Annotated in this window: 15 protein-coding genes; 10 read left to right on the top strand and 5 right to left on the bottom strand. The window is 53.3% G+C overall.

Features of this window, described 5'->3' with window-relative positions:
• Positions 1 to 30: 30 nt before the first annotated feature.
• Positions 31 to 357, bottom strand: coding sequence for a hypothetical protein (locus tag FC18_RS07505; RefSeq protein WP_054678033.1), 327 nt, complete (start codon positions 355 to 357; stop codon positions 31 to 33).
• A 203-nt stretch (positions 358 to 560) separates the two neighbouring features.
• Here FC18_RS07505 and FC18_RS07500 point away from each other — a divergent pair, with 203 nt between their 5' ends.
• From FC18_RS07500 to FC18_RS07470, 7 genes are all read left to right on the top strand, one after another.
• On the top strand, positions 561 to 2546 hold the full coding sequence (locus tag FC18_RS07500; protein WP_056975932.1) for an ABC transporter ATP-binding protein/permease: 1986 nt from the start codon (positions 561 to 563) through the stop codon (positions 2544 to 2546).
• Positions 2547 to 2626: 80 nt separating this feature from the next.
• Positions 2627 to 3844 (top strand): sensor histidine kinase, encoded by a 1218-nt coding sequence (locus FC18_RS07495; RefSeq protein WP_162207906.1) that lies wholly within the window; start codon positions 2627 to 2629, stop codon positions 3842 to 3844.
• Entirely contained in the window at positions 3841 to 4461 is a 621-nt protein-coding gene (locus FC18_RS07490; protein WP_054678029.1) for a response regulator, read from the top strand. Before FC18_RS07495 ends, FC18_RS07490 begins: the two co-directional genes overlap by 4 nt.
• A 124-nt stretch (positions 4462 to 4585) precedes the next feature.
• Positions 4586 to 7129, top strand: coding sequence for an excinuclease ABC subunit UvrA (locus FC18_RS07485; protein ID WP_056975930.1), 2544 nt, complete (start codon positions 4586 to 4588; stop codon positions 7127 to 7129).
• An 81-nt stretch (positions 7130 to 7210) separates the two neighbouring features.
• Positions 7211 to 8389 carry an MFS transporter gene (locus FC18_RS07480; RefSeq protein WP_054678025.1) on the top strand — a complete coding sequence of 393 codons (1179 nt, stop codon included), beginning with the start codon at positions 7211 to 7213 and terminating at the stop codon, positions 8387 to 8389.
• A gap of 167 nt (positions 8390 to 8556) precedes the next feature.
• On the top strand, positions 8557 to 9438 hold the full coding sequence (locus FC18_RS07475; protein ID WP_054678023.1) for a helix-turn-helix domain-containing protein: 882 nt from the start codon (positions 8557 to 8559) through the stop codon (positions 9436 to 9438).
• Positions 9435 to 10328 carry a hypothetical protein gene (locus FC18_RS07470; protein WP_162207905.1) on the top strand — a complete coding sequence of 298 codons (894 nt, stop codon included), beginning with the start codon at positions 9435 to 9437 and terminating at the stop codon, positions 10326 to 10328. Before FC18_RS07475 ends, FC18_RS07470 begins: the two co-directional genes overlap by 4 nt.
• Before the next feature lie 129 nt (positions 10329 to 10457).
• Here the strand turns inward: FC18_RS07470 and FC18_RS07465 are convergent, their stop codons facing one another.
• The 4 genes from FC18_RS07465 to FC18_RS07450 all read right to left on the bottom strand — a co-directional run bounded on the left by FC18_RS07465 (position 10458) and on the right by FC18_RS07450 (position 14490).
• Positions 10458 to 11246, bottom strand: a complete 789-nt coding sequence (locus FC18_RS07465) for a Cof-type HAD-IIB family hydrolase (protein WP_054678019.1) — start codon at positions 11244 to 11246, stop codon at positions 10458 to 10460.
• An 11-nt stretch (positions 11247 to 11257) separates the two neighbouring features.
• On the bottom strand, positions 11258 to 11878 hold the full coding sequence (locus FC18_RS07460; RefSeq protein WP_054678017.1) for a sugar O-acetyltransferase: 621 nt from the start codon (positions 11876 to 11878) through the stop codon (positions 11258 to 11260).
• Between the two features lie 148 nt (positions 11879 to 12026).
• A complete protein-coding gene (locus FC18_RS07455) occupies positions 12027 to 12899 on the bottom strand; it encodes an AraC family transcriptional regulator (protein WP_054678015.1) in 873 nt (290 codons plus the stop codon).
• A 175-nt stretch (positions 12900 to 13074) separates the two neighbouring features.
• A complete protein-coding gene (locus tag FC18_RS07450; RefSeq protein WP_056975928.1) occupies positions 13075 to 14490 on the bottom strand; it encodes an aldehyde dehydrogenase family protein in 1416 nt (471 codons plus the stop codon).
• A gap of 368 nt (positions 14491 to 14858) precedes the next feature.
• On the opposite strand from FC18_RS07450, the gene FC18_RS07445 reads away from it, so the two are divergent.
• The 3 genes from FC18_RS07445 (at position 14859) to FC18_RS07435 (ending at position 18667) form a co-directional block, all read left to right on the top strand.
• Positions 14859 to 15740 carry a metal ABC transporter solute-binding protein, Zn/Mn family gene (locus FC18_RS07445; protein ID WP_162207904.1) on the top strand — a complete coding sequence of 294 codons (882 nt, stop codon included), beginning with the start codon at positions 14859 to 14861 and terminating at the stop codon, positions 15738 to 15740.
• A 248-nt stretch (positions 15741 to 15988) separates the two neighbouring features.
• Positions 15989 to 17617: an ATP-binding cassette domain-containing protein gene (locus tag FC18_RS07440; protein WP_056975926.1), complete on the top strand. Its 1629-nt coding sequence runs from the start codon at positions 15989 to 15991 to the stop codon at positions 17615 to 17617.
• A gap of 192 nt (positions 17618 to 17809) precedes the next feature.
• A complete protein-coding gene (locus tag FC18_RS07435; RefSeq protein WP_054678007.1) occupies positions 17810 to 18667 on the top strand; it encodes an Rgg/GadR/MutR family transcriptional regulator in 858 nt (285 codons plus the stop codon).
• Positions 18668 to 18675 lie beyond the last annotated feature (8 nt).

Raw genomic sequence — 18675 nt, 5'->3', positions numbered from 1 at the left:
CAAACGCACCTAATTAATCTTGCAGTTTGACTACCCGTACCAGTGGATGTCCGCAAATGACAGCACACATGTGTGCACGATGTATTCGTTCAGTTGCGCTTCATCCCAGGTGTAAGTCCGATTAGATTTGGGTTTGGGTGCGACTTTGTATATCGTCCCTCTAGCGCCTTCGCTGGCATCGGTGTGCTTATTGGTTACAGTGATTTTGGCGGTGAAGGCTTCACCATAGAAGCCTTTGAGAAACAAGCTCGTGCGCACCGCCATGGACGGGGTGATGTGCAGCAAAATAAACAGGACAATAACAGTGGTAAAAAAGGTGCCGAGTATGGCGTTTAGCGACGGATGTTTTTTCTTCATGTGCGGGTTTGCTCCTCCATATAACGTTATTTTAACCCCGAATTACATGTGCGGGAACCGCTTGCATAGCTTTGTAAAGTAACCTTAATCAATTGCAATTGCCTTTTCGGGCAACCCATTTGTGCCCGTTCAGACGATGGCGGATGTGCTAAAGGTTGGTAAAGTGAGGACATCAATTAAGCAAAGCCAATTTGGAGGGCATTATGAGTTATCTTACTTTACACAACATTCAAAAATCATACTTCTTGGACCGGCAGGAATTTCCGGTGCTGAAGGGGATTGATCTCAGTTTTAATCTCGGTGAGTTCGTCTCAATCCTTGGTGAATCAGGGGGTGGTAAGTCCACGCTGATGAACATCATTGGGGGCCTTGACCGGAATTTCCAAGGCAGTGTGAACGTGAATGGCAAACAGCTTGACCATAATAACGAAAAGGAGCTGGACCGGTACCGACGGGAAACGGTCGGCTACATTTACCAGTCTTACAACTTAATTAATCACCTGACTGTACTTGATAATGTATTGGTGTCTCTTGATATGACGACACTGGATAAGGCGGCACGGGAAAAACGGGCGCGCGCGTTGCTCAAGGAAGTGGGACTGGTTGAACAAGCCGGCAAGTATCCTAATCATCTTTCTGGTGGGCAAAAGCAGCGAGTTGCCATTGCCCGAGCACTGGCCAGTGATCCAAAGGTGATTATTGCTGATGAACCAACTGGTGCCTTGGACGCGCAAAATACCGCGGAAGTGCTCAAGATTCTGGACAACATCGCCAGTCAGGGGCGCCTGGTAATTGCGGTGACCCACTCACAGATAGTGGCTGATGCGGGAACGCGGATTGTGCACATGGAAAATGGGCGGATTAACAAAGACATTGCGCTGCGGCCAGCTTACAAGCCGATGAAGACGGACGGGACGATAAAATCTCGGTTATTACCCGCCATCGTTAGCTACAAAACTGCACTGAAGCACCTTAAATTTAATTTTGGGCGGAACGCTTTAATTGTACTCGGGACTACTATCGGCCTTTTTTCTGTTATTTTATTCAACGGAATTGGTAACGGGGTGTCAAAGTATATTGATAATCAGGTGACCAGTATTTCTAATCCAAGGCTAGTTACCGTTGCCAAATACGACAAGAAGACAGCAGGAAATTCGTCGGCGATGGCCGCAATGTCCACCTCAGCGACGGCTGGTGGAACAACCAGCAACTTGACGAATGCACAGATTAAGCGCATTGAGCAGTTAAAAAATGTTGCTGATGTGGACAAGAGTTACACGGTTACTGCGGCGACCGTGAAGGACGGCCAGAAGACAGTGACGCTCAGTACGATTAAGAACTGGAATAACACTGCAAACACGGATAACCTGCTCAAGGGGACCAAGCCTGGCATTGGCGAAATTGTGCTCGATAAGGCGGATGCGAAGAAAATCAATAAGGACTGGCGCAAGGTCGTTGGGGATAACATTGCGGTTAGCTACCAGGCCGAAAATAAGGCGGGTAAGATGGTGCTAGTGAAGGCAAACGTCCTCGTCTCTGGTGTGGCCGAAGCGAAGAACAGTATGGGGATGACGAATCTCACCGCGATGAATACCGGCACGTTGACCCACGCGATGGTCAAGGCGAACGTCTCAACGCTGCCAACGAGCGTTTCCGTTGTCGCAAGCAGTACTGCTGCGGTTAGTGGGGTAAAAAAGCGCATTAATGCACTGCAAAGTAACGGCAAACGCGTATTCACTGCCACCGCACTGACTAGCTTCATCAAGACGGTGAAAACCTACGTGAACCTTGCTTCGACATTGCTGGCTGCGATTGCCAGCATCTCCCTCGTCGTTTCCGCGCTCATGATTATCGTCTCGATGTTCATGTCTGTTTCCTCGCGGGTGAAGGAAATCGGGATCCTGCGGGCTTTGGGGCAGAGCAAGAAGGATATTCGGCGCTTATTTACAAGCGAGTCACTCATTCTTGGCGTCACCAGCGCGACTGTGGCAACCATCATTGCCTATGGACTGGGGGCATTGGCAAACATGGCTCTATCTAGTCTCGCGAACTTCGCGATTGTGCAAATCAGTATAGGTAATGTTGTGGGGACGTTTGTAATCGCACTTGTGATTGCCCTTATCGCAGCATGGATGCCATCACGTCGGGCCGCGAAGATGAATCCTATTGACGCACTCGCAGCAGAATAATATTCTCAGAGACACCGAAACGTTGCATACGTTTCGGTGTTTCTGATGTATTCTTAAAGCAAATAAGGATGGATAGAAAAATGATGAGACAAAAAGATTATCAGCAGAGATTGCGCCAAATTCGGGGGCCACTGATGGTCCTGATGGTGGTGATTGGGTTCGCCACCATCTATGTACTGAACACACAGTCTGGTTTGGTGCCACAAATGTGGGTAATTAAGCTACGCACCGATATGGATGTGAGCATGCAGCAGTTAATTGTTGTGGGTGGGGTGCTCATGGAAATACTGCTGCTATGGTTCAGTCCATTTTTGGCGCGGCTGCAACCGATGATTTTGTTCGTCTTGCAATTTCTGTTTGTTCTGCAAACCACATGGGTGTTGCACGCGCTAACACCGGTGTTACTGATGGGCTTGATTCCAACTGTTGCTATTGAAATCATGAATATCTATGTGCACCCACGTCGTCTATGGCGGTTATTGATTGGTGTAAATGTTGTGTTGCTGATTGTCTACACTATCTTTGAAGGCCCAATCCAAGCGGCATTAGTTCTCGTTTCAATGGTATTCATGCTGGGCGTGGTTGTGTATTACTGGCGCTATTACGAACGGCAACTGGTGGAAAAACAGCATGCGGAAGACTTAGTTGCTGAACTGCAAATTGCCTATGCACAGGTTGAGGAGTCGACGATTCGCACCGAGCGCCAGCGGGTTGCACGCGAACTGCATGATACTTTAACTCAAGGACTGGCTGGCACCGTGATGCAGCTAGAGGCAGCACAGAAATTCCTGCAGCAGGGCAAAATCAATCAAGCAGAAACGGTTATCGGGGGTGCCACTACGATTGCGCGCGATACCCTGCGTGATTCCCGGCTAACATTGACTGATTTACGCGCCACCACGGAGAAGAGTTTAGACGCCCGTCTAGAACTGCTGGCCGATGCGTTCAAGAAAAACTACCAGCTGACGACGACAATTCGACTGAACTACGTACCGCAATTCAGCGATGAGCAGTTAACGGAAATCAGTCGGATTGTGTCTGAAGCCATGATTAATGTCGTGAAGCACACCGATACGCGGCAGGTCATTATCAATGGGACGACAGCCGCCGATGTCTTCACGTTAAAGGTAATTGATTTCGGTTCGGGAACCGTCGGCAAGCGCAAAGGTCACTACGGAATGCAGGGGATGCACGAGCGCGCGGCCAAGCTGCAAGGGGCACTCACCATTGTTGGCACGCCAGGCGAAGGCACTACGGTAACTTTAACCGTGCCGACGGTGATGAAGGAGAATGTATGAGTCTGAAAATATTAATTGTGGATGATCACCAAATATTACGCACCGGTTTGCGGATGATTATGGCGACCGAACCGGACCTGGATGTGGTCGGCGAGGCAGTTGATGGTCAGAGTGGACTGGCGGCAATTGCTGAGTTGCACCCGGATGTTGTGCTGACCGATATTCGGATGCCGGGGATGGATGGAATCACGATGCTGACGGAGTTACGTAAGACGCAACCGGACTTGCCGGTGGTGGTCCTAACAACGTTTGATGATCAGCAGCCCATTCAGGCGGCCATGCGTTTGGGTGCCCGGGGCTTTTTGCTAAAAGACGCAACTGCCGACACGATCATTGCGACAGTGCGGGGGGCGGCGGCTGGTAAGACCTTCCTGGAACCAGCTGTGTTGACTAAAGCTTTTGCTAGCTCAGAATCGGAAACAAGTGTGGCACTAACTGACCGTGAACATGAAATTCTGAGCTTGGTCGCGCAAGGCAGTCGCAACATCGATATCGCTGACCAACTACATCTGAGCGAACGCATTATCAAGCTGCACCTAACCGCTGTTTATACGAAATTGGGCGTCTTTTCGCGCGCAGAAGCCGTCGCTGCGGCAATCAAGCAAGGGTTAATCTAAAGTAAGCCTTACTTACTATTCTGTCCGGAACTGGAGCGGTTCGGAGGCAAACATGGCTGTGCTGTCCATCTTAAATGTGCGAGGCTGGTGTTAGAATAGCCCTATAAGAAACGGAGGCACACTCGTGGAAAATTCGATTCCTGACAAAATTGTGGTGCGTGGCGCGCGGGTCAACAACCTGAAGGACGTGAACGTGGACATCCCGCTACACAAGCTGGTGGCGATTACTGGACGGTCTGGTTCGGGGAAGTCATCGCTTGCGATGGGCGTATTGTATGCGGAGGGCATGCGCCGGTACGTGAACGCACTGTCGACCTATACGCGCCGGCGGATGGGGCAAACGGGTAAGCCCGATGTGGACACAATTGACCACATTCCGAGTGCCATTGCGTTGCGGCAGCGGCCAATTGTGCCGGGCGTGCGCTCCACGGTCGGCACCAGCACGGAGGCGCTCAACGTGATTCGGCTCGCCTTTTCGCGGCTGGGTTCGCCGCGCTGTCCCAATGGGCACCAGGTGCCGCCGACGCTCGCGATTGCGCGCAGCATGGATCTGCCGAACAAACCGGGTAGCGGGATGGGGCAGATTACTTGCCCCGTGTGCGGGGTCAAGTTCATGGCGTTTGCCGCGGAGGATTTCGCCTTCAACTCCGCTGGTGCGTGCGCAACGTGCGGCGGGACGGGGATGGCCCAGACGCTGGATGAAAGCCGGCTGATTCCAGACCCGACCAAGACGATTCGCGAAGGGGCGGTGGCATCGTGGCGACTGCCCGGCCGCAACTTCATGCATGTGGTTGCCGACCAGATCGGTATCGACATTGATACTCCGTTCCAGGATTTACCCAAGGAGCAGCAGGAGATGGTTTGGTCCGGGCCGCACAAGAAGTACGCCATCAATATTCCCAGCAAGTCCGGCAAAATTTTCCATATGGACAACGCCGTCTTCGAAAACGCGCGGGCGGCGGTCGTCGATTCCATGGCCACCACGACCAACGAACGGGCGATTGCGCGGCTGAATAAGTTCTACCGCTTCGGGACCTGCCCGACGTGTCACGGTAGCCGCTTCAAACCGGAACTGTTGCACCAGGAGCTTGTGGGCAAAAATATCGCCCAGGTCAGCGACATAACGCTGACAGAACTGGCCGCGTTTGTTCCGCAAGTGTACGCTTGGCTGCCTGCAGACATGCAAGAACTCGCGCGCGACATCATGGCGGAGCTCGACCAGATTCTGCGGCCACTGATTGAACTGGGTCTAGGGTATTTGACCCTCGCGCGCGCCGGCAGCAGTCTGTCGACCGGTGAACTGCAACGGATTCAGCTCAGCCGCACATTGCGGACTAAGACGACGGGTGTGCTGTACGTGCTGGATGAACCGTCCATCGGGCTGCACCCCGCCAACGTGCAGGGGCTCATCGACGTCATGCGCGGACTGGTGGCCCAGGGTAACTCCGTAATTGTGGTTGACCACGATACGGCCATCATTGAGGCGGCGGATTACGTGCTCGAAATTGGACCGGATGCCGGCGCTGGTGGCGGGACCGTGGTTGACGCCGGGCCCGTAACGGCAATCCGGCAGGCACCACATAGCCTGATTGCGCCATTTTTGAATGGCACCACGCGGCTGCGGGTGCGGCCACAAGCTGACTTGCAGCGCCTGTTTAAGGGCAAGCAATTCGGCGTGACCGTCAGTGATCGGTTCAACCTGCACGACCTCACCGTCAAGTTCCCGACCCACGCCTTCAGTGTCGTTTCCGGTTTTTCTGGTGCCGGCAAGTCGACATTGGTGTTCGACGCACTGGTGCCGGCGTTGCAGGCGACTAAGAAACAGCCGGCGCCAGATTTCGTGCAGCACACCGAGCGGGGCGGCTTGCGGCGGGTGGTTGCCATTGATGCCAGTCCGGTGGGCAAAAATGTGCGTTCGACCGTCGCGACGTACACCGACATTCTGGACCGTCTGCGCGCGCTGTATGCCGCGCAACCGGCGGCGGTGCAGCAGCAGTTCACTGCTAGCCACTTCTCCTACAACGTCACGGCGGGTGCTTGCCCCACGTGCGGCGGGACGGGGCAGATTAGCCTCGACATCCAGTACCTACCAGACATGCAGCAGACCTGCCCCGATTGTGGCGGCCGTCGCTACCGGCCAGAAGTGCTGCGGGTTTTGTGGCACGGCTACTCGATTGCCGATATTCTGGCCCTCGATGTGGACACGGCGCTGAAACTATTTGCCGCAACGGATCAGGATGGCATCACGGCGACCCTGCAGACGCTGCATGATATGGGCCTAGGGTATTTGCACCTGGGTGAAAGCACGCCGGCGCTGTCTGGTGGGGAGGCTCAGCGGCTCAAACTGACCGCGCACATGGGCAAGAAGCAGACCGGCACGCTCTTTGTCTTCGATGAACCTTCCATTGGCTTGCACCCTCTGGATGTGCAGGTGCTGCTGGGCGTTTTCCAGCAGCTGATTGAGCAGGGCGGTACGGTGCTGGCCATTGAACACGACCTGGATGTGGTGGCCAACGCCGATTACATCGTGGACATGGGACCCGGTGGTGGCAGTGAAGGCGGCCAGATTGTGGCGACTGGCACCCCGACAGATGTGGCCCGCAGTCAAGCTGGCCACACCGGTGCGTATTTGGCTGCGCACCTGCAGCATTTCGCCGACGCTAAGTAATATGCAAATTCGCCTTTTCCTGCATGGTTGCCGTTGTGCTACTATTAAGGCACGGCAATTTTGACAGAAAAGAGAAAGCACATGACGAAGAAGCGCAGCACGTGGTTAATTACATTAGGAATCCTCCTGGTGGGGGCGAATTTGCGGCTCCCCATCACGATGATGCCGCCGATTTTGCCCATGCTCGAACAGGCAATCGGGCTGCCTGCGTCGCTATCGGGGATGATTACCACGATTCCACTGCTCATGTTCGCCATCGTCTCGCCGCTCATGGGGCGGTGGGGCAGCAAGCACGGCAACGAAGCGGTGTTGCTCGGCGCGTTGATCGTGCTGGCGGTCGGCAGTTACCTGCGGCTGATTCCGGTAACGTGGGCGGTCCTGCTCGGGACGTGTGGCATTGGCATCGGGATTGCGGGTGGTAATGTGTTGCTGCCGGCCATCATCAAGGACCAGTTCCCGACCAGTGTGGCCGCCAAGACGACACTGTACACAACGATGATGCCGCTGGCGGCGTCGTTCGGGACGGCTGCCGCTTCACCGATTGCTAAGCACACCTCGCTGACTGCCGCGCTGGGCGGACTGTCGGTTGTCGGGATCTTCGGGCTGGTTGTGTGGATTCTGGCGCTGCCGCAGATGCGTAAACCGCAAGTGGAAGCAACCGGCCAGCACACCGCGGCGCGCTCGATGTGGCGCACGCCCAAAGCCTGGATTGTCCTCGCGTACTTTGGCCTCCAGTCCATCGCCTACTACTCCTTCGTGACCTGGCTGCCAACCCTGTGGCACGCCGCGGGCTTTTCGACCATCGCCGCTGGTAACCTGGCGACGGTCTTCCAGCTCAGCGGGCTGCCACTATCGATGACGGTACCAATGATTGCGGAGCGAAAACACGGGCTGGCGGCGATTAACCTCTTCGGCGGTCTGGGCTTTGTGCTTGGTGCGCTTGGCCTGCTGACGGGTAGCACGAACCTCGCGTTCAACGTGGTGCTCGCGGCCGTGATGGGTGCGGCATCCGGGGCCGCGTTCAGTATCTGCATCATCTTCTTCCAGAAGCGGACGGACAGTGCCGCTGACACTGCGCGCCTGTCCGGGATGGCACAATCCGGCGGGTACGTCATCGCGGCGATTGGGCCGGTAGCGTTCGGGATGATTAGCAGCGCGCTGGGTTCCTGGAACCTCGTGATTTGGCTGCTGCTGGCGATTACCGTGGGGATGTTCCTCTGTGGACTCGCGATTATCCGGTTCCGGTCGGTATTTGATTAATAGCAAAATGAACACCCCGCATTCAAAGCAGCGTGCTTTGGGTGCGGGGTGTTTTTGCGCCTGGTGGGAGCAGTTAGGCTGGTGAATCAGAACTGACTTGGTATAATTAGCGGGTAGACAAACAGCAGCACAGAAGGGTGTACTGCTGCATAATTTGGGGTGAGATAATGACTGAAGATTTGAGTGAAAATGATTTAGGAAATTTTTTTCATCAACAGCGGATTCAGCGCGGAATCACATTAGCCGAAGCTTTGCCGGGGAGTGCTTCGGCCTTGTCCCGCTTTGAACGTGGCCAAAGCAAGCTGGCGAATCAGAGTATGTTTGCGGTGATGACAAATATTGGTATCCGCTTTGAAGATTTGTATAACGCAATCCCTGTGTTCAGTCAGAAACACACGATGTTGATTGATCAACTGTGGCGGGCACGTTACTCAGATTTAGAATCACTTAAGCGAATGGTCCAGCAAGCCAATACAGTTAGTGAGAAGCAGGACTACAAGACGGTTGTACTTAACAGCTTTCTGAATTATTTAGTGAGTGGTGAAATGCAGCAACTAACCGCACTATGCGAGAGCAAAGTTTTGAACCAATTAGCTACCAGTTCTAGTTGGACGATTGACGATTACCAGCTAGTTATGATTTCAGCGTTATTCATGACTAATAGTGGTTTAAAGGACATTACTAGTTATCGGGGAAAACACTCAGCTAATGAATTCACCGGGTACCGAGTGTATTATCTAAAGGCCATGACTGAATTGCTGCTATCGTTGTTAATTCACGGTGCGCCACGTGACTTGCGTATTAAAGTGGCGGCAGGACTACAAAAGGAGTCGGTTACAGTTAATGGTGACGAAGATATCTTGCTGGTCAATTCATTAGCGGCACTAGCACAGCTAGAATGTAAGCAGCTTGGTGAACAATCAGTATTACAGGATACGATCAAACCTTATATGCGGGCGGCGCGAGCCATTAACTTTGACGGATACGTATCGTACCTAGAACGATTATGCCTGCGATTGACAGGTACAGAAATGACGGTGATTTTTTGACAGTGGAAACAATGGGTGGGTTCGTTAAACGGGTACGCCAAGAACGCGGTGTGCGTTTAACTGATTTGACGGATGTCGGTACATCGTCAATGTCGCGTTTTGAAAATGACCAAATAGACTTAGCAGGTAGTCGGCTGTTATCTACGTTTGGCCTGATTGGAATTGATTATCGCGATTTAAATATTCGTCATATTCTGACCGTTGCAAATGAGGATGATTGGCAGTATCTGGCGACCGGCACATGGAATTTAGCTAAGGTGCAGACATTGCGTGAATCGCTAGTAGGTGCGCAACATAAAATACAGAATTTGTCCGGGTATCAACGTATGGTAATTGCATGCATTGATGAACTAATTGCAATTCATACTGGTGAATCTAACCAATTTGCGCCCGGATTAGTTAGTCGGGTAAGCCAATACTTCGGTCAATTGTCTACATTTAGTGGAGTCGATTTATTTTTAATCGGTGCTTTGATTGATCGGGTCAGCGTCGAAGAATCTGTAAGCTGGATTATGCCCAAAGTCAGAAAAATAGTTGAACGGCAGGCGTTAATGACGGATGCGGATGTACGGAACAACGCGTCAATTGTCCTAATGGTCGCTGAGCAAGCAGGGAACGAAGGCCAGTTCACAATTATGCACCGTATGTTAACTGTTACCAAACAGTTAATTGCGCTGGTGCCGGAACAAGTTAGTGTTGCGTATAATTTTTCCGTTAGTGTCGCTTTGATGAACTTACTTGAACACAACAACAGCACCAATCGTCGCGTCTTTGCCCGAATAATCGACTCAACAAGGGTAATTTTTCCTCGAAGTTACTATGAATACTTAAGCAAATATGTGCTTGAGCAGGGCTGGGTCAGTCAGGCTGAACTTGAGCAGGCGCAGTAGGTGTGAATTGATGTGGTTTTTCCGTTGGGTGATAGAGTACAGGTGAAATCCCTGCAAAGCACCATTCCAAGTAACTGTAAAGAGTAAAAAATGGAGCGTCCAGCTGGGCGCTCCATTTTACATATATCGCTATTCCAGATGTGCTGCCAAATACGCCAGCACACCTTGTGTTTCGTTATCGCTGGTTTCCGCGTCGGCCACGGCCTTGACGTCTGGCTGGGCGTTCGCCATCGCGACCCCAGTGCCGACTTCGCGAATCATCTCCAGGTCGTTGCCGCCGTCGCCGAATGCCATCATGTCGCTGAGGTCGATGTGTAGCAGCTGCCCCAGCTCCTTGAGTCCAGCCGCCTTGTTCAGACCCGGCTGGATGATGTCGATGTCGCCGTGGCCGCTGCTAGTGACGTCCGCAAGCGCGCCGAGTTTGTGCTCGAGCGTTGCCACGATTGCTGCCGTTTGTTCTGGTGGGCAGCTGATAGCGAACTTCAAGATGGCGTCGTCGATGTGGTCGAAGCTATCGATGACCTCCAGCTCGTGGTAGTAGTTGCGCATGAATTCGACGTGGTCCGGATCCATGGTGCTTTCGGCATAGGCGCTGTTTTGCCCGCAGACCAGCAGCTTAATGTCGGCGACACTGCGCAGTGCGGTCAGAATCTGGGCGACAACCGCTGCGTTGAACGCGTACACCTTGAGTACGCGTTCCCGGCTGCGAATGTACGCCCCGTTTTCCGCCACGTAAATCACGTCGGGGTACTTGGTGAAGAACGACTGCAGCTGGAAGTACTGGTTGCCACTGGCACAGACGAACTGGACGCCAAGGTCCAGCATCCGTTCGTGCAACTTGGCGAAGAGCGCTTCGTCATAGGTCATGTCGCTGCGCAGAAAGGTGCCATCCATATCCACTGCTACAAGTTTAGTCATCGTCTCTCCTCCTAAATGTTGTTCTTGGCGCTGTAGTACTTAGCGGCTTCAGCCTGCCAGTAGGTTTCATCGTCTTCGGTGATGGGCCGAATCGGGGTGGCGGGTACGCCAGCGGCAATCACGCCGGAGGGAATGTCGCGCGTCACGACGGCGCCGGCACCGATGACCACGTCATCACCAATCGTGACGCCGGGGCACACCGTGACGTTGCCGCCCAGCCAGACATTGTTACCGATGGTGATGGGGTGACCGTACTCCAGCCCATCATTGCGCACAGTTGGACTGAGCGGGTGGCCGGCCGTGTAGATGCCAACGCGGGGGCCGAACATGACGTTATCGCCAATCGTGATTGGCGCAACGTCGAGGAGAATGCTATCAAAGTTGGCGTAGAAGTTCTTGCCGACCTGCACATTGACGCCGTAATCCATGCGCATCGGCGGTTCGAAGTGGGCGTCGGTTGCGGGCACGTTCAGGATTTGGGCTAGCAGTTTGGCCCGAGCACTGTCGTCTTCCGGTGCGGTTTGGTTGTACAAATATAATAATTGCTGCGCGTGCCGGTGCATTGTCCGCAGTTGCGGATCATCAGCACGGTATAGTTTGCCGTGCAGCATGCGGGTTTTATCAAAGCTCATGTATGTATCCCCTTTCACTTACCCATTTAGTTTAGCATGCATCCGTTTACTCAAGGGGACATTTTTGAAAGCGTTTGGTTGCAGTTTTACAACCAGTGGTACTAAAAAAGGATTGGCCGTGATGGCCAATCCTTGATGTGCTGCACTTCTAGAGGCATGATGCGTCGACCCGGTGGTACCTAGCAAACGCATGCCGGTAGTCAGACGGCGTCATGTGTTTCCATTCCTTGAAGTTGCGCACGAACGTCTTGTCACTGCTGAAGCCGCACGCGCTGGCGATGTATTCCAGCGTGTTGTCAGATTCCAGCAACATCCGCCGCGCGTTCAGGAGCCGGACGAAGCGGATGTATTTGTTGACGGGCATCTGCACGTTGGCGTTGAACTGCTGGTTCAAGGTGGTGAGGGAGACGTGGAAAATGCGGGCGAGTTCGCTGCCGCTTAGCTGGCGGTCGAACTCCTGGTTGATGGTTGTCATGACCGCATTAATCAGCCGCGGGTTCGGGTTGATGTCAGCGCTCGCGACTGGGGTGGCGAAGTTTTCTCCCAGCACCACCAGCAGTGCATAGAAGTGGCTGAGTACCTGCAGGCGGGTGAAGTCGGTGAGCTGGTGCTGCAGCAAGTGGTGCATTGCTAGTCCGTGCTCGCGAATCTCGGAGTAGGCGGTGGGGATGACCATCCCCGTTTGCTTACCTTCCAGCCCCAGGTGCCAGTTGACGCTTTCCGTCAGGCGTGAGGTGAGGAACTTGTCATCGATGATGAAGCCGAATTCTTGCCAGTCAAGGGCGGGGTCACCTGTCGCGCTGTGCACGTCGCGGCGGTTAACGGCCCAGATGTCGCCCGGTTCGTAGTCCCGGGTGCGGCCGTTGGTCACGAACTTAAGCGTGCCCCCGGCGACCAGGAAGTTCAGTTCAATCCCCTGGTGCCAGTGGGGCGCAACGTTGATGTCGGTCAGTGGGTCGTGCGCGAAGTATTTAAATGGTAAGCCTGGTGCTTGTTGGACAAGCTCGTATTGCTCAATCATGGGTTGCTTTGCCTCCGTATAGTCATCCTTCAAATTCTAACACTTGCTTGGCCGGTTTGTGCAAGAAATAACTATATATTTGTAAGTTAATTGGTGAAAAACATAAAACGGCCCCTGTTAGTACCAACAATTGGCACAAACAGGGGTCGTTTAGACGTTTAGTTTAGTTTGCAGTTTAGCGTGCCTGCACGAGTGCCCGGAGTTCGTTGATGAATTCGATTGGGTGGCGGGTAGGACGGGAAACGTACTTGATGTTAAGCAGGTCACCGGTGGACAGGTTGTGGGAAATAGAGTTCTTCCCGTACGTCCCGGTCCCGAGGGTCAGGGACGGGGTAAGGCCGTTGAACAGGCCACCGATACCGCCAAGTGAACCTGGGGTGTTGATCAGAATCCGGCAAGCAGGCATTTCGTGGCCGAAGCGGTCAACGATGTTGTTGTCCTGGGTGTGCAGAACGGCTGTGTGGCCGAGACCACCGTAGTTCAGCAGGCCGAGGCACATGTTCATTGCGGCATCCGTGGTGTTCGCAACGTACATGGACAACGTTGGGCTCAGCTTTTCGCCAGAGAATGGGAAGTTGGTGCCGATGCCATCAAGCTTACCGATGAGCAACTTGGTGCCAGCAGGAACCTTGATGCCGGCGAGTTCGGCAATCTTCTCGGCAGACTGACCAGCAACGGGGCCACGAACGGTGTGCCGCTGGGGGTCAATCACGGCGTCGGAGAGCTTCTGGAGGTCTGCTTCAGGAACGAAGTAAGCACCTTGCTTGGTGAATTCGTCCTTCACTTCGCTGAGGATTTCGCGGTCAACTACGATACTGTTTTCGCTTGCGCAAATCATCCCGTTATCGAAGGTCTTGGACAGCATGATGTCCGTAACCGCGGACTTCACGTTGGCTGTCTTTTCAATGTAAGCAGGGGCGTTACCAGGACCGACACCGAGGGCAGGCTTACCGGTTGAGTATGCAGCCTTAACCAGGCCAGGGCCACCAGTTGCCAGCACGATGGATACGCCAGGGTGCTGGAGCAAAGCGTTAGAAGCTTCGATGCTTGGGTGGGAGATCCACTGAACCAGGTTAGCTGGCGCACCAGCGTCAACCGCAGCCTGGGCCATCAGCCGTGCGGTCGCAACCCCACACTGAAGTGCCTGTGGGTGCAGACTGAAGATGATTGCGTTGCGGGTCTTCAGGGCCAGCAGAATCTTGAAGATAACGGTGGAAGTTGGGTTGGTTACGGGGGTTACCCCAGCGATGATGCCGAGGGGTTCGGCAATCTTCTCAATCTTCTTGGCTTCATCAACTTCAATGGTGCCAACCGTCTTGTCGTTCTTGATCTGCTTCCAGATGTACTGAGCGGCGTAGATGTTCTTGATGGTCTTGTCTTCCGCGTTACCACGGCCGGTTTCCTTGTACGCAAGCGTTGCAAGTTCCTTGGCGTGGGCGGCAGCAGCGGTCACCATTGCCTGACAGATTGCGTCAACCTGTTCCTGGGTGTATGACTGGTACGCATCAAATGCAAGTTGCGCCTTGGCAACGAGATCGTTAATCTGATCTTCAGCTGAAGTTTGTGGTTCCACAGTAGCTGTCTCTGGCATTATTGTCTCTCCTTTAGATTGTTCGACTGTGCTATCTACACAAAACACTTTGTAAAGCGAGAATCGTTTGTTTACATATACATAATATCGCCCGTTTATGCTTATGTAAACATCAGAAAAAGCCGCTATTACAACGTTTGTGGCTTGTTTCAATCAGGACTAGCAAAAGACTGGTAGCGATTACTTATCCCGTAAATTAACAAGAACGTTCGGAAAACTGTTCATTCTTGTCGTGCCTGTTTCACGAATAATGGTACAGAACTTTATTTTCAGTATAACAGCAGCGGATTTGCCCTCACCCCGGCACTAAGGTAGAATTTAGGTACAAGAAGTAAGTGAACGGGACGAAAAGGATGAGGTGGCACACTGTGCGTAAGCGAATTTCCCTATTAATGACAGTGCTCCTGCTGGTGGTGCTCGCGGCGTGCGGCAAGACGCAGCCCGCTAAGCAGTCCGGCAAGTTGCACGTGGTCACGAGCCTGCGCGTGTACCAGGAGGCGGCCAGCGCGGTGCTGGGCAAGTACGGGCACGCAACGGCGATTATCGCAAACGCCAACACTGATCCACACGATTTCGAACCGACAACGGCGACCGGTAAGCTGGTGGCAGATGCTGATATCGTGATTAGCAACGGCCTCGGTTATGATGACTGGCTGGACAAGCTCGTCAACGCGGCCAACCCGGATGCCGAGAGCCTGCAGGTGGCAACGGACGTGCTGCACCGCAAGGACGGGGATAATGAACACGTATTTTACGATCCCACAGTGATGTTCGCCCTGACCAAGACGCTCACGCGCAAGTTCGCTAAGCTTGATCCAGCACACGCGGCGGCGTACAAGCGCAACGCGGCGGCGTACCGGAAGAGCCTCCAGCCACTCAAGAATGCCGTGACGAAGCTGGCGAATACGGGCAAAAACAAGTACGCCGCGTCTTCAGAGCCCGTCTTTGATTACGGGTTGCAGGCGGTCGGCTACAAGTTAATCGATACCAGCTTCGCCAAAAGCATCGAGGATGGCACCGACCCGACGCCGCAAGAATTGACGCAGCTGCGGGCGGACTTGCGCAGCGGCAAAATTGCCGTGTTCGTGAATAACAAGCAATCCGATAGCCCCATCGTCACCCAGGTGGTACAGTACGCTAAGAAGCATGGGGTGCGCGTGGTCAGTGTCCGCGAGACGCAGCCGAACCACACGAACTACCTAGACTGGATGCTCAGTAACTACGGGCAGTTGCAGCAGTCGCCAAAATAACAAATCTGCCCGTAAACAACGCGTTCAGCACCAGGAATTCTTGGTGCTGGACGCTTTTTTTGTAATTTTCAGCAATCCCGCACGACAGTTATGAAAAAGGAACAAATCTTTTGCCGAAAATGCGACATGTACCGGGGTATCTGGTAAGATATTAGTATATGCAAATTTAACGGATCAAAACCACTACACAATCGCCAGCTGCGGACGCCTTTCCTTACCTTCCGCTGGGCAGGCAAGAAGGAGATTTAATGTTAACTGTAAATAATGTGAGCATGACTTTCACCGACCGCACGCTCTACTCCGACGTCAACCTGAAGTTCACGGAGGGTAACTGTTACGGGATTATCGGGGCGAACGGGGCCGGCAAGTCCACGTTCCTCAAGATTCTGGAAGGCAAGCTCACACCATCAACGGGGACGGTTGCACTCGGCCCGAACGAACGGATGAGTAGCCTGAAGCAAGACCACTTTGCGTTCGACGACCAGACCGTACTGAACACCGTGATTCAGGGTTACGTGCGCTTGTACGAAGTGATGCAGGAGAAGGACGCCATCTACGCGAAGGCTGATTTCACTGAAGAAGACGGGATGAAGGCCGCTGAACTTGAAGGCGAATTCGCCGAGATGGACGGGTGGAACGCCGAAAGCGACGCTGCCCAGCTTCTCCAGCAGCTCGGCATTGATGACAGCATGCACTACTCCCTGATGGCTGAATTGACTGAAGGCGAGAAGGTCAAGGTCTTGCTGGCGCAGGCCCTGTTTGGCCACCCCGACGTCTTGCTGCTGGACGAACCAACTAACGGGCTCGACACCGCCGCAATTTCTTGGCTCGAAGATTTCTTGGCCGACTACGAACACACCGTTCTGGTTGTTTCCCATGACCGACACTTCCTGAACGCCGTCTGCACGCAGATGTGTGACGTTGACTTCGGCAAGATCGAACTTTACGTCGGGAACTACGATTTCTGGCGTAAGAGTTCTGAACTCGCGCAGCAGCTCCGTGCCAACGCGAACGCAAAGAAGGAAGAGCAGATTAAGCAGCTCCAAGAATTCGTAGCACGGTTCTCCGCGAACGCAAGTAAGTCCAAGCAGGCAACCTCCCGTAAGAAGCAGCTGGACAAGATTACGCTGGACGACATCAAGCCAAGTACCCGCAAGTACCCGTACATCAAGTTCACCCAGCAGCGCGAAATCGGGAACGACCTGGTGCGGGCCGAGAACCTGGAGCTGACCATTGACGGCGAAAAGGCCATCAGTGACGCATCCTTCATCTTGAACCCGGGCGAAAAGACGGCCATTATCAGCCGCTCTGACGTGACCGCGACCCAGCTGTTGCAGCTGCTCGCTGAAGAAGTCAAGCCAACCGCCGGAAGCGTGAAGTGGGGTGTGACCACCAGCCGTGGATACATGCCTAAGGATCTGAACAGTGCGTTCGGCGACGGTCAGGACACGATTCTTGACTGGTTGCGCCAGTTCGCACCTAAGGACCAGCAGGACAACACATTCCTGCGCGGTTTCCTCGGCCGGATGTTGTTCTCCGGTGACGACGTGCTCAAGCAGCTGTCCGTGTTGTCTGGGGGCGAAAAGGTTCGCAGTATTCTGGCTAAGTTGATGTTGCAAGAACCAAACGTCTTGATTCTGGACGACCCAACCAACCACTTGGACCTCGAATCCATCACGTCCCTGAACGACGCGCTGGTTGACTTCCCTGGGGCCGTAATCTTCACCAGTCATGACCACGAATTCATCCAGACGATTGCCGACCACATCATTGAGGTGGGACCAAAGGGTGTCGTTGACCGTGCCGGCACGACTTACGACGAATTCCTGGAACACCCAATCGCCCAGGAACAGGTTAAGGCGATTTACGGCGAATAAGCTAAGTTAAAACAATCACAAAGGACACAACGAACAGGCGAAAAGCCAGTGTTCGTTGTGTTTTTTATTTTGTCACTTTGTGTAGTAAAAAAATTTAAACCGTCAGCTTAAACGAATAATAAATATTGTTAACGCATTTGGCCGTAAATGGGGTAGAATGAACCATATAATACGCCGATGAGGAGAAACATAATGCTTGGTGAAAATTTTCGGCAACTGCGCCAAGACCGCGGCATTGCGCTTAAAGATGTGGCCAAGGGTGTGGTATCAGTTGCGACGGTTTCCAAGTTTGAAAATGATGTGGCAGATCTGACTGCCGGCAAAGTCACAAAACTACTCAATAATATGGGGGTTACTTTTCGTGAGTTTGCTAGCCTGAGTGATCGCAGTACTGGCCACGCGGGCGCCTTTTTGTTTAAGGTGATTAGCGCGTACCGGGCGGCGGACGCCGACGGAATGCGCAAAATTGTTGAAGGCCAGGTGGCAACGTACCGGGCCTCTAAGTCCATGATTGACTTCGCCGACATGATGTCTGCTGCCGGTCTTTTTTGTGACCTCACGGGTGAGGTGCTCGTAGACGACAGTGACCTTGAACGGTTATCCACGAATCTGCGCAGCCTGCCCGAGTGGAATGAAGATGAGGTCATCCTCTTTGGGAACTCCCTCACCTTGTTACCAGATAATCAAGTGTACCTGCTGGCACGCGAATTATTGAACCGGCTCGATGATATTCGCAGCTGGAATATGTCGTTGTACCAAGATGGTTGGACGGCCCTGCTGAACGCGGCCGAGGTCTTGATGATGCGTGATTCCGCGTATGCCCAGGTGCTTTTGCGGTTGTTTAACGACCAGGAAATCCCGCTGACGATTAGTTTAATTATCTACCGGCGGCGCTTCCTCAACTTGTGCTATATCGAACGCAATGCACCGACCCCAGAGAATAAGGAAGAATTGCGTGAACTACTGGACATGTTCAAGTACATGAGCGCCAACCAGTTGTACAACCGGTATACACGCAGCGTCAAAGAAATCCTGGACGAGATTCTGTAGCGGAGGTG

Source organism: Lacticaseibacillus sharpeae JCM 1186 = DSM 20505 (genome assembly GCF_001436225.1).
Classification (GTDB): Bacteria; Bacillota; Bacilli; order Lactobacillales; family Lactobacillaceae; genus Lacticaseibacillus; species Lacticaseibacillus sharpeae.
The sequence above is the reverse complement of the archived record's forward strand: the minus strand, read 5'-3'. Positions and strand labels throughout refer to the sequence as shown.